This is a genomic window from Tissierella sp. P1 (assembly GCF_002266425.1).
Lineage (GTDB): Bacteria > Bacillota > Clostridia > Tissierellales > Tissierellaceae > Tissierella > Tissierella carlieri.
In genome coordinates this window covers 157,084-171,604 of record NZ_NPMN01000006.1, presented here as the reverse complement: position 1 = coordinate 171,604, position 14,521 = coordinate 157,084, and the positions used below count along the sequence as shown (strand labels likewise).

The following is a 14,521-nucleotide window of genomic DNA, read 5'->3' as shown; positions in this document are numbered from 1 at the left end:
TCTTTTATATAGCAAATATTCTTTATGTTTTCATTAGGATAAATACTGTTTGGGCTTGGACCAAATTTATTCATATATCCCATCTCCTTTATACTTTTTTAATTCACTTTTCATTATGTCTTCATCCATATCAATTATTACTATATCTTTATATATTTTTTATATTTAAAACCTCTAACAACATAAACATTCCTCCTTACATAAAAGATAAAATCCTCATAGATGAACAATATCATCCATGAGGATTTTATTTATATAAATGTCTTTTATTATATTTAAATTAAAATTAATACTATAATATATACTTAGCATATATTTAAATTATAAATGAGCATATACATTCATTTATAGTTATTCCATTTTTATATAAAAGAGTTTTATAGATGATATTGTTCTCAAAATGCATCATTGAATAAAATCCTATTATAGAATTTTAAAAGCATTTTAAACTATTTAATTTTAATAGTTTAATTAAGAACTATTGTGTACATCTCCTTAAATCTCCTCTTCATATAACTACGATTTTAGTTAAGTATATAATCTAATCTTCTTATTGTCAACAGGTATTTATTTAAAACCATATTGATTATCTCATTAATTCCAATCCCCAAATCACCTACCACATATATGCTAGTCAGATATACGCTGTCATCAGTTTCATGTTATCTTCATTTAATTTTGGTATAGTCCTATTATATCCCTTATAGATAAAGAAGCTGTTAAAAACATCTATCTATATCTATATAATATAATTACACTTCTTCCTATTTTAAGTTAAAATCCAATTTTCTGCATCAGTGATGCTCTTAAATGCCCTATAATCATCTCTTTTGTTAGCTTCAATAATCATTTCTCTAAATCTATCATTTAAATTTTCTTCATTGGCTATAATTATTGCAACCTTAATATTATAATTCACTAGCTTTTGCAATATCGCTCCCGCTAATCCTGTTCTAAGATTAAAAAAATCTTCAGAAAGTGCTTCATAGTGGATTATCAATAAATTAGTATTATTTTCGAAACAAGCAGCAATAAGATCCATAGCATCTGTTTCTTTACTAATCAATATTTCATTAGAAATACATTCAATATATCTTTTATCGCCCTTATCTATTAAATTATAATTCATATTGTTTCCTCCCCAACTTCATAATTAATATAAATTAGTTGATTCTGTAAAAAGTGAAATTGTACTCAACATCTCCTCAGTGAACTTCATAGTGCCCCATAACATTACTCTTAATCTATTGTCTTTTTTAGAGTACTTCATGTTCATTGTTGATTTGCCAATGCTTGGGTCCTTGCAGTTCATAATAGCTATAAGAGTATTAGATATTCTCATATACTGTTCCATATCTATTTCATTGATTTCTATAACAGCAGATACATTTATTTTTGGTCTTATGATACTTAAATTTATTTCATTAGTTGAAAACTCAATCTCTTCATCTTCTTTAATGTCTTCATCGCTAGTATTAACATCTTGTTTCATAAAGGAATTTAAATCTTCCTCTGAAATTCTCCACTGTTTTCCAAGCTTATTTGCCCCAAGCTTACCTTGTGTTATAAATTTTCTTATAGTTTTATGATGCATACCTAATATTTCGGCAACCTGATTAACTGTATAAAATTTGCCCTCCATAAATATCCATCCTTTCGGTATTACTATCTGAGATGATTATATACACTTTTATTGTACAGGTCAAGTATTTTATTAGATTTTATTGTATTTTATTGCACTTTGAGGAGTCAATATTATTTTTCATTATTTTTTATCTCATATTTTATGATAGTCGTAGAATTTATAATCACAGTAAAAAACACTAAATCTTTTCTAATAAAGATTAGTGTTTTTAATAAGATACCTGATTTATCTTCTTATCAGCGGAAACGCTATTACATCCTTTATAGATGGAGAATCTGTTAAAAACATCATCATCCTATCTATTCCTATTCCCAAACCTCCAGCTGGCGGCATTGCAGTATCTATTGCTACTGCAAATTCTTCATCCATTGGGCTTGCTGTTTCGAGTCCTGCTCTCAATTTATTAGCTTGGTCATGTAATAATATTCTCTGTCTTAATGGATCATTAAGTTCTGAATACGCATTTCCAAGCTCTACTCCAAAAGCATAAGGTTCAAATCTTTCAATTAATTCTGGATTAGACCTATGAACCTTGCATAATGGAGAAGAATCTAATGGAAAATCTATTACAAAGGTAGGTTCTATTAAGTATTTCTCGCTATAAGCTTCAAATAGTATCAAAATCAAATCTCCTTTTGAAGTTTCCTCTAACTCTAACCCTTCTTCTTGCTCCCCTAATAAAAGCTCCTTCTCTTTTATTAAACTTATTATATTTTCTCTTGAAAGTATTTCTACATCTATACCTGTATTTTCTTTTACAAGATTACACATAGTCCTTCTTTTCCATGGGGCTTTAAAATCAATTTCTACTCCATCATAAGTTGCCTTAGTCGTTCCTTTTACTTTTAAGAATACATATTCGTATAGCTGTTCCATAAGTCTCATCATATCATCATAATCCGCATAGGCCATATAACATTCAAATAATGTAAACTCTGGATAATGAGTTCTATCTATACCTTCATTTCTAAAGGCTCTTACCATGGTGTAAACTCTATCAATCCCCCCTACCATTAGTCTTTTTAAATATAATTCTGGAGATACATTCATAAATACTTCACAGTTTAGAGCATTTACATTAGTTATGAAAGGCTTTGCCTCTCCCCCACCATATTTTGTATCTAATATTGGTGTCTCCATCTCCATAAAATCTCTTCCATCCATAAATTCTCTTATGGCAAACATAGCTTTTGAACGGTTAATAAATCTTTGTTTTACATCTTCATTCATTATCATATCAAGGGAACGATGTCTTTGTCTTAAATCAGCATCTTGAATCCCATGATATTTTTCTGGTAATGGTCTTATGGATTTAGAAAGCATAGTGATTTTCTTTGCCTCTACAGTTATTTCTCCTGTTTTAGTTCTAAATACACTCCCTTGTACTCCTATAATATCCCCTGTGTCTATTAGTTTAATTAGATTATATTCCTCTTCTCCCACATCTGCTTTGCTTATATAAATTTGAATTGTTCCTTGCTGATCTCTGATATTTAAAAAAGTAACCTTCCCCATCCTTCTTAAGAGCATAACTCTACCTGCTAAAATAAATTCTTGGTCACTATTTATAGAATCAAAATTTTTCATTATATACTTAGAATTGGAATTTGTGATAAAAAAATATGGATATGGGTTAATCCCGGACTTCTTTAATTGGATTAATTTTTTCACTCTTTCTACCATAAATTCATTAGCATCTTGCATTATCTCACTTAAATTATTTAAATCTGTATAGTTGTTATACATTGATAATACCACCTTTCATTTTTTAATAGATATTTATATATTCCTAAAATTTTTATAATCCAACACGAAAGCTTTCATAAATTATTCTTTTCAAATATGAAATCTCCATAAATGGATTTCAAAAAAAGATACTTTAATAACACTTTGATATAAGTTCTTTTTATAATTTCAAGAATATTTATCTTTATGACAATAAAAAAACTCTCACCTCCAAGACATAAGTCTTGGGGACGAGAGATTATTACTTCGTGGTACCACCCCAGTTTGTCAATATGTCACCATATTAACCTTTTCAAGTACGTCTCTTAACTGCATAGTCAATAGATTATACTCTAGCTCTTTAACGGGAGCTCCCGTTACATCATCCCCTATTTAAAGGTTCAATGTAAGACTCAGAGGCTTTTTTCAATAAATATTTTTCGCTTCCTCTCACCAACGGAAACTCTCTGTAAAAAAATTTAATTTATCTACTCATCTCTTCACGGTCTTTTAATTTTTATTTATTTTATTATACCTTACTTATAAAGTCAACATTTTTTTAATTTTTTAATATTAAATTATAGCCTGTTCTGTTATCTTGTCAAAAATATGTATATACTTTGTATCAATGGAAATCTTTATGCTATCACCAACCTTTATATTTAATTCTGAACTGACTTTGGCATTGATATTCATTCCAGATAGATTTAAATATAAATGTTTCTCAGAACCTAGATGCTCCACTACATCTACTTTTACATTTTCTATACCATTATCGCAGATCTGTATGGCTTCAGGATGTAAACCTATTACAACTGTTTTATCTACATAATGTTCCAGTGCATTTTCAACTATTCCCGGAGATATTATATCAATACCATTGAAGTGAAGATAGATTCTTTCATCAATTTTTTTTACTGTTGCATCAATAAAATTTATTTGTGCATCAATAAATCCTGCCACAAACATATTCTTAGGATGACGATATAAGCTTTGAGGAGTGTCGACCTGTTGAATTACTCCTTCATTCATCACGACTATTCTGGTTCCAAGAGTCATGGCTTCTGTCTGGTCGTGAGTTACATAGACTATGGTTGCTTGAAGTCTATGATATAGTTTGGCAATCTCCGACCTCATTTGGATTCTTAACTTTGCATCTAAGTTCGACAAGGGCTCATCCATGAGAAAAACCTTTGGTTCCCTGACGATGGCCCTTCCCATGGCAACTCGCTGACGTTGCCCACCAGATAATGTTTTGGGCTTGCGATTCAATAAATCATAAATACCCAGAATATTTGCTGCATCTTTTACCTTACGGTCAATTTCTGACTTTGATACTTTTCGTATTTTCATGCCAAAGGCTATATTATCATATACGGTCATATGTGGATATAAGGCATAATTTTGAAAAACCATAGCAACATCCCGATTTTTAGGCAATACATCATTCATAATTTCCCCATCAATTTTCAATTCTCCATCTGATATTTCCTCCAAGCCTGCAATCATCCTCAGAGTAGTAGTTTTTCCACAGCCTGAGGGCCCTACAAATACTATGAATTCTTTATCTTCAACATTTAAATTAAAGTCTCTTACTGCCGTGAACCCATTATCATATATCTTGCTAATATTCTTCAGTTGTAATTTCAAAGAGCTTCTCTCCTTTCTCTATATGTCTTCATGCATCCTTCATCTCAGTTCTAATCAGGGAATTCCTTTGATCTTTTCTAAATAATATGGCCAAAATAGATGCTGCTAATAATATAGATAGGAAAAACAATATATTGGATATAGTATTTAGACGATTTAGATATTGTAATTCTGGAACTCCAATACTAGACTGAATGTAAAAATCTAATATATCCATCAAGGCATTAAAATTATAATTCCTCCACATAAAAAACCCATCAGGTATACATGGTCTAAATCGAGTTATCTTCCAAATTAATGAGGCAGCCAGTATATAGCCTAAGGAATATAAAAGCTGAAAGAGACTTTTTCTATTACTGAAAATCCACCATATATCTCTTATATAGTTTTCTTTCAAAAATTCTATTATTACTTGCTTTAAGCTCCTTATATTATTCAATATCATTTTCCATAAAAAAATGATAATACCTATACCCATAATAAAAATAATAAATTTAAAACGCTGCATAGCAATATCCTTGTACCGACTCATTTCAACAATATTTATGCTGTCAGACAGATATCCCATTTCTGTTATAATTGGCTGTATCTCCGATATATTGTCAAGCTGAAGCCATATATCCAAAACCTCCAACTCATTAAAAGCAAGCTTATTTAATTTTTCAAAGGGCATATATAGAAATATTTCATCCTTCTGTGCTAAAGCCTTTTCTACCACTCCAATTACTTGAAATTTTTCATTTTCTATAGTTATATCATTACCTACAACCCTTTGTATATTTCCAAAAAAATGCCAAGCAGCTCCGCTGCTTAACACAACTACATTACTGTTTTTCTTAATCTGTGCATCATTGAAAAATGACCCTGATAATATTTTCAACTTACTCATATAGGAAAAATCCTCATTGGTTCCGATAATCTCTGACCGACCTTCAATCATACTAGAATAAACATTCATATACTGTCTTGCCATAAAAGTAAAGGACTGTTTCTTCTCTTTTAAGAAAGTAATATCCTTGGCATTAAAAAAAGTGAACTCCTTATCTATAGACATCATATAAAGGTCGTTGGCTGTACTCTCTCCTATATATTTTCCTATAAGATAACACAACCCTGTGGTTAAGCATAGTATCAAAGACAAAAGCACCAGAACTCTTTTCTTTACTTTCATTTTTTATCACCGGTACTTTCATATCTCACCCGACTTCCGGCATCAATAGGAGAAGTGCTTGTCAAAATAATTGGTTCAAACAAAGCTAATTCTTTAATGGCTGACAGAGAATTATCCGAGTCTATTAATTCCACATAAGTCTTATGAGCAATAAAGTTTCTGCCCAATACATTATTTTCCTCTCGAAGCACCAAAACATAATAGCCATTTATGTCTTTTCTTATTGCATCATTTGGTATAATGAAATTGTATAGCTCACTTTCAGTTTTAATCTTTATATCAGCATTTTTCCCCGCCAGCTGAAATGAGGTATCCTTTAGGGTTATAGTTATTTTATGTCCTGTGCCATCTTCATTTCCATTGGGATTTATACCTATAATCTCACCCTTCAATGTTTCTGCAATACCCTTTACTTTTATTTCCACAGAACTTTCCGTATTAAACAGATCTAATTGTTCCTCATCAATAACTAACTCTGCCTTAAATTCATTTGACATATCCTGCATCTGAACCAAAACATCATTTTTGTTTATAAACCTTCCCACCTCACATTCTACATCAATAATGATGCCCTCTGCTTCTGCTACAATTTTACTATTTTTTTCTTGCTCAAGCTTCTTATTTAATATCAAAAGCTCAGACTGAGTATTGCTTAATTGAAAATTCATTTCCATCATTGTATATTCATTCTCCTTTTCAAAGGAAAAGGTTTTTTCATATAAGCTATTTAATTGTTCATGCTTATTCTTTAATAAAGCATTTTTAGCTTCTTTTTCAGATTGTATATATTGTTCATATTGCATCTTAGCCATTTCAAGATTATTCTCTGCTTCATGAAGCTCAGATCTATTTGTCATTCCTGCATTAAACTGTTCCTTTTTATCATTTAATCTCTTCTCTGCCATATCAATATTAAGCTCATATTCTAGCTTTTTCAATGATTCATATCTGCCATCTTCAATATTATCTATCTCAGATTTTATATCTGAAATTTCACTCTTCAATTTTCTGATTTCTCTTCTTTCTACAGCTAAATCTTCAGATTCTAAATTATTCAGCTTCATATTCAAAAGTTTAATATCCTGTTCCTTTCTTCGTATGTCCAATGTAAGCTGCTCAATAATAAGTTCATCTGTTTCCTGTTCTAATTTTCTATTCAATATTAAAAGCTCATCTTGAATATTCTCTATTTGGAAATGCAAATCCGTAATTGCATATTCATTTTCCTCTTCAAAGGAAAATGTTTTTTCGTACAATCTATTCAATTGTTCCTGTTTATCTTTTAATAAGTTGTTTTTAGCTTCTTTTTCAGATTGTATATATTGTTCATATTGTAACTTAGCCATTTCAAGATTATTTTCTGCTTCATGAAGCTCTGACCTGTTTGTCATTCCTGCGTTAAATTGCTCCTTTTTATCACTTAACCTTTTCTCCGCCATATCGATATTAAACTCATATTCCAATTTTTTTAATGATTCATATGTGCCATTTTCAATACTATCTATCTCAGCTTCTACATCTGAAATCTCAACATTCAATTTTTCAATTTCTCCTTTTTGGGGAGACAAATCCTTAGATTTCAGATTATTTAATTTCATATTTAAAAGCTTAATATCCTGTTCCTTTCTTCGTATGTCCAATGTCAATTGCTCAATATAATCCTTATCTAAATCAAATTCTATAAGAGCCTGCCCCTTTATTACCTTATCACCGGGCTTAATAAAAACATCCTTCACTATTCCTTCTTTTTTTGCATAGACATCATAGCTGTCTCTATAAGTAATAATTGAGGTTCCTTCAATGGTATTCACTAATTTCCCACCTGTAAGAGATACTGCTGTTACAGTTGGAAGATTGAAATTGCAGATAGTTTTAGAAAAAAAGGTTAGAAAAAGTGTAATTCCTAAAAATATACCTATTCCTTTTATAGATTTTTTGCTATTCATATGTTTTAATCACCTCTCAATGTTATCCTTTTAATCCTGATAAATTTATTCCTTCTTTTAAATATTCCTGACCGTAAAACAATATAATCAATACTGGAAAAATATAAAAGCATGATGATGCAAAGGATACCCCCATCTGCCCTTCATTGATTCTGGCTAAGAATAATGACATGGGCTGTGCATAAGTATCTTTAATAAAAATAACAGCCTGATCAACTACATTCCAATAGTCAATAAAGGTAAGCATAGCTACAGAAGCAAGTCCTGATTTTATCATAGGTAACACAATACTGAAGAATATCCTGATATGCCCAGCCCCATCCATTTGTGCTGATTCTATATATGCACTTGGTATCATCTTCATAAACTGTCTTAGAAGAAATACTCCAAAGGGATTAAATATACCAGGCAGAATGATGGCGAGATAATTGTCTGTCATATTTAACCAATCAAATACTATATAGTTTGGCATTAAGGTAACCTGCAAAGGAAGCAGCATGACAATAATATAAATAAAAAATAAAAGTTCCCTACCTTTAAATTGAAGTATTGTAAATGCATAGGCTGCCATAGAGGATACAAATAATTGTCCCACCACAATAGGAACAGCAATTTTAACGGAATTCCAAAACATATTGAGATAAACAGGATTCTCTAAAAGTATATGGATATACTGAGATAGTGTAATCTTTTCTGGAATTATAGCCATATCAACAAATTTTCCTTCTGGATGAAAAATATCTCCCATAGTACTATAATGACTACTCACTTCATTCATACTCATCAAAGAGTTGGTAAAGGTAATGACCAAGGGAAGAATATAAATGATTGCCATAATAGAAAATACAGTTAATAGGAATATATGAAAAATTCTTTTAGAATAATGTGTTGGTTTACTCATAGCTGCTACCTCCTTAGCTTCTTAAGTCCTCAGCCAATTTATTCTCTGCCTTAAATACCATAGCCACAAAGAATACAATAACAATAGTCAAGATATATACAGCACTAACAAGCTTTGAATAGTTTAGTGACAGAAACATATTATTCATATAGTGCTGTAAAACATACAAACTTTCATGGGGATATTCCCCTGTAATAATATATATTTCCTTAAAAACTTTAAAGGAATTGACGAAGGTCATAATCAATACCAAAAATATGGTAGGCATCAAATATAACAAAGTTATCCTTGTAAATTTGTAAAACCAATTAGCTCCTTCAATATCAGCACATTCATAATACTCTTCCGGAATATTATTTAGTCCACTGATAAAAAGAGCCATATTATAGCCTATATTTTTCCATAGAAATATAAATATCATAACAAGCATACCGTATTTACTCTGAAACCAGTCTATTTTATCCATTCCAAAAGTGCTTAAGTATTTATTGACAAAACCATTTACACTAAAAAGATTTTCCCAAAAGAATGCAATAGTTGCTGAGGGTATAACTAATGGTATTAAAAATACAATGCTAAACTGATTTCTATATTTTGTAAGCTTGTTTATAGCCAATGCTATAAACAAAGATAACAACATATTAAGAGGTACACTGACTACCATAAAAATAGCCGTATTTTTAAGCCCTAGCAGAAAATATTGATTTTGGAATAAATCAATAAAGTTTTTAAGACCTACAAATTTCATGTTTATGGGATTATCAGTCAGCCCATAAACTAAAGAGAAAATAAAGGGAAAGAGATAAAAAAATGAAAATCCTAATAAGCTGATGCTCAACATAATAATTGGTATTCTATTATTCTTTTTCATTTAATCATCTCACTTCCAAATATTATTCGTTTAAATACTTGCTTATCTTTGCTTGCAGTATTCTGGCCGCTTCTTCTGCCGACTGTTCTCCATCAAAAAATTTGTTGCTCTCTTCCCAGATAAATTCACTAATGACGGGGTCATTTATATCATAAGCATTAATTTCCATTACCCATTTTTCTAAAAGATTTCTATATTCTTCTTTGCTAACCTTTTCATCTTTGTTATATAATTTTAAAATTCTTTCAGCGGAATTATCAAAGCCTTTTTTATTTACACCTAGTCCATAGAAGCTCGGTAAACTTTGTACTTCTTCTGATAATAAAAACTTAATGAACTCCCACGCTAATTCTTTATGCTTAGAATTACTGTTGATTCCAACACTATTACTTGGATTTACATAAACATTCCCATTGGCATCAGACAATGGCATTGCATAAGTATAGGTATCTGGAAGTAAATTGAAGAAAGCAGCCTGTGTGTCAAAGTCAACGTTAAATGCAAAGTAGTATTCCATATTATAGAAATCTATACTACCCTTTGCTGCGAAATAACCATTATTCTCTAAATCCTTTACATGATTCAATAAACTGATATACTTTTCTCCGATATTTACCTTTTTATTGTTTATATCAACAAACTGATTAAAATAGTCCCTGAAAGCATAGTTAAATAAATGTGCTCCTGACTCCAGCATTAAAAAGGTATTTTTTCTGCTTGTATTATCTACAAGCTCCTGTGCAAATTCTAAGGCTTTTCCAAAGCTGATTTTTGTCATGCCATCCTCTATTTTTTTACCACTGTCCGTTACCAAATGTTTATCAAAGCTAACAACTTGAAATCTACTCATAAGTGGCAGCATATATATATTTCCATCTTTATTCTTTGGAGCTTCTAGCACATTCATAAAATAATTGTCGGAATTAATCTCAGGGGTAAGGCTCAATAAATTGCTCAAATCCTCAAATACACCTATATTAATATACTTATGAATTGGGAGATGTCCTGTAAGAATAATATCTTCAGCCTTTCCTGTCATTATTTTTGTATTTAACTGATTTCTATAGCTCTCTGCGGAAAATTCCTCAGAAGTACCGACAACATTATCACCTTCTGTCCTCACATATGAATTTATGATAATATTTACATCAGGATACTTGCTCATAAACTTTTGGGCTGCTATTGTTAAATATTCTTGCTCAAACATAGCTGAAACCGTAAGCTCTCCCTCCATCTTAGGGGTATATATTCCTCTTCATCCTTTTGTTTTGACAGGTTAAGAGTTTCTTCATCACTATTCTGGATATTTCCAGTACATCCAACTAATATTGTTAGAATTAGTATAGTAGCAAGTAAGGTTTTTTTCATTATCTCCTCTCCTCTTCTAATTAGATTTATTTACATATAGATTATATAAGAAGAAGTTGATAAAATTTCTTAGGATTTGCTTAGGATTGTTTTAGCCATAGAAAAAAGCGTAATATAGATTGACTATAATACGCTTTCTCTTCTATATAGATATATTCTTTAGCTGAATAATAACCTTAAACATATCCCCTTCTGTCTCAATGTCGATATTGCCCTGATGGAGCTCTATGATACTCTTGGCTATGGCAAGACCTAATCCCGAACCCTCTGTACTTCTTGAACTATCTCCTCTTTTAAACCGTAAAAACAACTCATCGGTTTCAAAATCCATTTGGTAGGAAGCTATATTCTTTATGCTTATAATAAGCTGTCGCTCTTCTATATTTTCTGTAAATACTGCATATATCCTTGTATTCGGCAAAGAATATTTGACTGCATTACTTATAATATTATCAAATACCCTCCACATTTTAAGACTATCACAAGACCATAGGATTGAATTGCTTGTAGTTTTTATAATTAACTCAAGTTTCCCTTCCTCCATTTTCTCCTTATATTCGTAGCCTATTTGCTTAATCATCAGCACAATATCAACCTGCGAAATATCCAACTGAATGTTACCGCTTTCTATTCTCGACAATTCGAATAAATCTTCAATTAAAATGTTAAGCCGCTTTGCATTCGTATCAGCATTAAGAATATATTTTTCTATTTCCTTTGATACTCCTTTTTTCTTAACTAATTCGATATAGTTTATAATAGATGTTAGAGGCGTTCTTAAATCATGAGAAATATTAGTTACCAGCTCATATTTTAACCTTTCACTCTTTTTTCGCTCCTCAAGTGCATGGATATAGCTTTCTTTTATTTCATTAATACTTTGGGCTATTTTACCATAGCTATCATTTCTAATAACTGGAATACTTTGCTCCAAATCACCCTTTGCTATTTTTTGTGTAATGTCTATAACTTCTCTTGTATATATTCTTTTGTTTATTATGATTTGACGAATTAATATAAAAAATATCAAAATAATTAAATTATGTACGATCACTATAGGCCACTTAGTTTTAATCATTGAAATGTAATCGTATATGGTATTCCCCGGTCCAAAGAAGGATAGTACAAAAAAGTACCAAATAATCTGCAAAATCAATCCTATAATCCATGCAGGTATATTTTTTGTAAGTCTATTTTCCCATTCCTGACTAAATTTCATATTGTCCTTTTTATATTCACCCGCTTTTATTATCAACAATATGGAACCCGTTAGCATGATGAATGTCAATATAACAAAGGTAAAATATAAAATAATACGTCTCAACAATGCCGAAAAAAGCCCTATCGTATATAAATAGGTATTAAATAGAAATACTAAAAGGATAAAAGTCAATATGGGACTTCCTAATCTTACATCTATTGGTATTACACTTATTCCTTCATTTAAATTCTCTATTGCTTTCTTATATACTGCAATGTACAGTATAATGCCAAATAAAAGAGAAATTACAGTAATTTTAATCTCTAAGTATAATATTTTTTGCTGTTTAAATCCTGTATCAATAGCGTAACCAAATAAACTTGAGGTCGTTTTATCATTTTTATCGATAAATATGAAGCCTGAAAAGTTAATATGCTTCGAATCAATATTCCTATAATCTAATGTAAACGATAGCTTTGAATCTCCTATACCTTTTAAGGATGTCCTTTGATAATCACTATATTCAAAGGATAAAATATTAGGCTGAGAAGAAAATTCAATATGATTCATATCCTCCGGAAGGTTAGTAAAGGTTTCTTTTGTATTATCATCTGTAATATAATAATATGCTCCTTTATTTCGTACCTGAAACGCTTCTTCTTCTGCCTCCGACATATCTCCCGTTATAAATCTATATACTTGGGAACAATAGTCACTAACAGTATTATTCAGATAATTACTATAAATATATCCTTCAAAGAAAAATCTTCTATTTTTCCATATACCAATGGAGGATACTACACTTATACTTATGAGTAAGATTGAAATAAAAAATATAATTCTATATGTCCTATTGTTTTTATTTTTCATAGGCTTTCCTCTCATTCAATCATATATCCATGACCCCATACAACTTTCAAATACATAGGTCTTTTAGGGTCTAGCTCTATCTTTTCTCTTAGCTTACTAATATGAAACATTACGGTGCCTTCTGAATCTAAAAATGGCTGTTTCCATACTGATTCATAAATGGTTTGCAAGGATAATACCGTTCCCTTGTTTTTTGCCAATAATAATAGAATTTTATATTCTGTAGGTGTGAGTTTAATTGATTCATCATCAACTTCTACTGTCTTATTCCTTTGATTTATTGTCAATCCTCTTATATCAATCTGATTTTGATCTAACGGCCCAGCATTTAATTTTGTATATCTTCTAAGCTGTGCCTTTACTCTGGCTAATAATTCAGGAGGGCTGAAGGGTTTAGTTATATAATCATCTCCACCTACTTCCAGCCCTTCTATCTTATCATATTCTTCAGTCTTAGCCGATAAGAAAATAATAGGAATATTGTTACTCTCTCTAATACGCAAAGTGGTTTTAATACCATCTAAATTTGGCATCATAATATCCATAATAATGAGATGTATCTTATGAAGCTTTAGTACATCAATAGCTCGTAGACCATCCTCTGCTTTATAAACATTATATCCTGCTTCTTTTAAGTATATCTCAAGTACTTCCAATATCTCCGCATTATCATCTGCAACTAGTATATTATACATTCTTTAATCACCTTTTTATTATATACATTATTCTCATGTCATTATATAATACCTTGACCCTTTTTTCAAACAGCATCGCTATAGTTAGTAATGACTTAAAAAATCGCAAAATACAGTCCTATGACCGATTTGCAATTTTTTACAAATATATCTTACTTAGTATCAGTAATTAAATTAATTTGATTTTCGGACGGTTTCTATAAATGAAAAACCTCCAACGTCTTCATGTGAATATCGATATTCTCCTTTTGTAAATCCTTGCTTTAATATGGTCTTAACTCTCCCCTATGCTACTAATTTTAATTTCTCTAAATATATTATTTAAAGAATATACTTCTTTGATATATCATCAGACTATAGTATTCTACTGAATCAATTTAAATCTGATAAAATAACTCCATGACTCTTAAGATTACAAAGTTCATCAGTTGTAATAATAAAATCTTCCCATTCAGTATCCCTAAGCTTTGCTTTTTCT

At 30.4% G+C, this 14,521-nt stretch carries 12 protein-coding genes and 1 other annotated feature; all 12 genes read right to left on the bottom strand.

The annotated features are described in order from the left end of the window. Positions 1 to 769 precede the first annotated feature (769 nt). The 12 genes from CIW83_RS06270 to CIW83_RS06220 all read right to left on the bottom strand — a co-directional run bounded on the left by CIW83_RS06270 (position 770) and on the right by CIW83_RS06220 (position 14,043). Positions 770 to 1,129, bottom strand: coding sequence for a DUF4180 domain-containing protein (locus CIW83_RS06270; RefSeq protein WP_094899994.1), 360 nt, complete (start codon positions 1,127 to 1,129; stop codon positions 770 to 772). A 24-nt stretch (positions 1,130 to 1,153) separates the two neighbouring features. Further along, the gene (locus CIW83_RS06265; protein WP_094899993.1) at positions 1,154 to 1,642 is read right to left on the bottom strand and encodes a helix-turn-helix domain-containing protein; all 489 of its coding nucleotides are present in this window, start codon (positions 1,640 to 1,642) and stop codon (positions 1,154 to 1,156) included. Positions 1,643 to 1,870: 228 nt separating this feature from the next. Then, on the bottom strand, positions 1,871 to 3,391 hold the full coding sequence (lysS, locus tag CIW83_RS06260) for a lysine--tRNA ligase (protein WP_094899992.1): 1,521 nt from the start codon (positions 3,389 to 3,391) through the stop codon (positions 1,871 to 1,873). Between the two features lie 223 nt (positions 3,392 to 3,614). Then, positions 3,615 to 3,883 (bottom strand) — a binding site (T-box leader). A gap of 60 nt (positions 3,884 to 3,943) precedes the next feature. Then, positions 3,944 to 5,020: an ABC transporter ATP-binding protein gene (locus CIW83_RS06255; RefSeq protein WP_094899991.1), complete on the bottom strand. Its 1,077-nt coding sequence runs from the start codon at positions 5,018 to 5,020 to the stop codon at positions 3,944 to 3,946. 28 nt (positions 5,021 to 5,048) lie between these two features. After that, positions 5,049 to 6,191 carry an ABC transporter permease gene (locus CIW83_RS06250; protein WP_094899990.1) on the bottom strand — a complete coding sequence of 381 codons (1,143 nt, stop codon included), beginning with the start codon at positions 6,189 to 6,191 and terminating at the stop codon, positions 5,049 to 5,051. Then, positions 6,188 to 8,137 (bottom strand): HlyD family efflux transporter periplasmic adaptor subunit, encoded by a 1,950-nt coding sequence (locus CIW83_RS06245; protein WP_094899989.1) that lies wholly within the window; start codon positions 8,135 to 8,137, stop codon positions 6,188 to 6,190. Before CIW83_RS06245 ends, CIW83_RS06250 begins: the two co-directional genes overlap by 4 nt. A 22-nt stretch (positions 8,138 to 8,159) precedes the next feature. After that, positions 8,160 to 9,038 carry a carbohydrate ABC transporter permease gene (locus CIW83_RS06240; protein ID WP_094899988.1) on the bottom strand — a complete coding sequence of 293 codons (879 nt, stop codon included), beginning with the start codon at positions 9,036 to 9,038 and terminating at the stop codon, positions 8,160 to 8,162. 13 nt (positions 9,039 to 9,051) lie between these two features. Beyond that, a complete protein-coding gene (locus CIW83_RS06235) occupies positions 9,052 to 9,909 on the bottom strand; it encodes a carbohydrate ABC transporter permease (RefSeq protein WP_094899987.1) in 858 nt (285 codons plus the stop codon). Between the two features lie 22 nt (positions 9,910 to 9,931). After that, complete coding sequence (locus tag CIW83_RS06230) at positions 9,932 to 11,143, bottom strand: extracellular solute-binding protein (RefSeq protein WP_094899986.1); 1,212 nt, start codon at positions 11,141 to 11,143, stop codon at positions 9,932 to 9,934. Beyond that, on the bottom strand, positions 11,095 to 11,277 hold the full coding sequence (locus CIW83_RS21930; protein ID WP_143598526.1) for a hypothetical protein: 183 nt from the start codon (positions 11,275 to 11,277) through the stop codon (positions 11,095 to 11,097). The genes CIW83_RS06230 and CIW83_RS21930 overlap by 49 nt, the downstream gene beginning before the upstream one ends. A 142-nt stretch (positions 11,278 to 11,419) precedes the next feature. Then, positions 11,420 to 13,348, bottom strand: coding sequence for a HAMP domain-containing sensor histidine kinase (locus CIW83_RS06225; RefSeq protein WP_158220034.1), 1,929 nt, complete (start codon positions 13,346 to 13,348; stop codon positions 11,420 to 11,422). Between the two features lie 11 nt (positions 13,349 to 13,359). Then, on the bottom strand, positions 13,360 to 14,043 hold the full coding sequence (locus CIW83_RS06220; protein ID WP_094899984.1) for a response regulator transcription factor: 684 nt from the start codon (positions 14,041 to 14,043) through the stop codon (positions 13,360 to 13,362). Positions 14,044 to 14,521 lie beyond the last annotated feature (478 nt).

What these genes read in the sequence shown, in the direction of transcription:
- CIW83_RS06270 (WP_094899994.1), bottom strand. Translation starts at nt 1,129, where the DNA reads ATGAATTATAATTTAATAGATAAGGGCGATAAAAGATATATTGAATGT.
- CIW83_RS06265 (WP_094899993.1), bottom strand. Translation starts at nt 1,642, where the DNA reads ATGGAGGGCAAATTTTATACAGTTAATCAGGTTGCCGAAATATTAGGT.
- lysS (WP_094899992.1), bottom strand. Translation starts at nt 3,391, where the DNA reads ATGTATAACAACTATACAGATTTAAATAATTTAAGTGAGATAATGCAA.
- CIW83_RS06250 (WP_094899990.1), bottom strand. Translation starts at nt 6,191, where the DNA reads ATGAAAGTAAAGAAAAGAGTTCTGGTGCTTTTGTCTTTGATACTATGC.
- CIW83_RS06245 (WP_094899989.1), bottom strand. Translation starts at nt 8,137, where the DNA reads ATGAATAGCAAAAAATCTATAAAAGGAATAGGTATATTTTTAGGAATT.
- CIW83_RS06240 (WP_094899988.1), bottom strand. Translation starts at nt 9,038, where the DNA reads ATGAGTAAACCAACACATTATTCTAAAAGAATTTTTCATATATTCCTA.
- CIW83_RS06235 (WP_094899987.1), bottom strand. Translation starts at nt 9,909, where the DNA reads ATGAAAAAGAATAATAGAATACCAATTATTATGTTGAGCATCAGCTTA.
- CIW83_RS06230 (WP_094899986.1), bottom strand. Translation starts at nt 11,143, where the DNA reads ATGGAGGGAGAGCTTACGGTTTCAGCTATGTTTGAGCAAGAATATTTA.
- CIW83_RS21930 (WP_143598526.1), bottom strand. Translation starts at nt 11,277, where the DNA reads ATGAAAAAAACCTTACTTGCTACTATACTAATTCTAACAATATTAGTT.
- CIW83_RS06225 (WP_158220034.1), bottom strand. Translation starts at nt 13,348, where the DNA reads ATGAAAAATAAAAACAATAGGACATATAGAATTATATTTTTTATTTCA.
- CIW83_RS06220 (WP_094899984.1), bottom strand. Translation starts at nt 14,043, where the DNA reads ATGTATAATATACTAGTTGCAGATGATAATGCGGAGATATTGGAAGTA.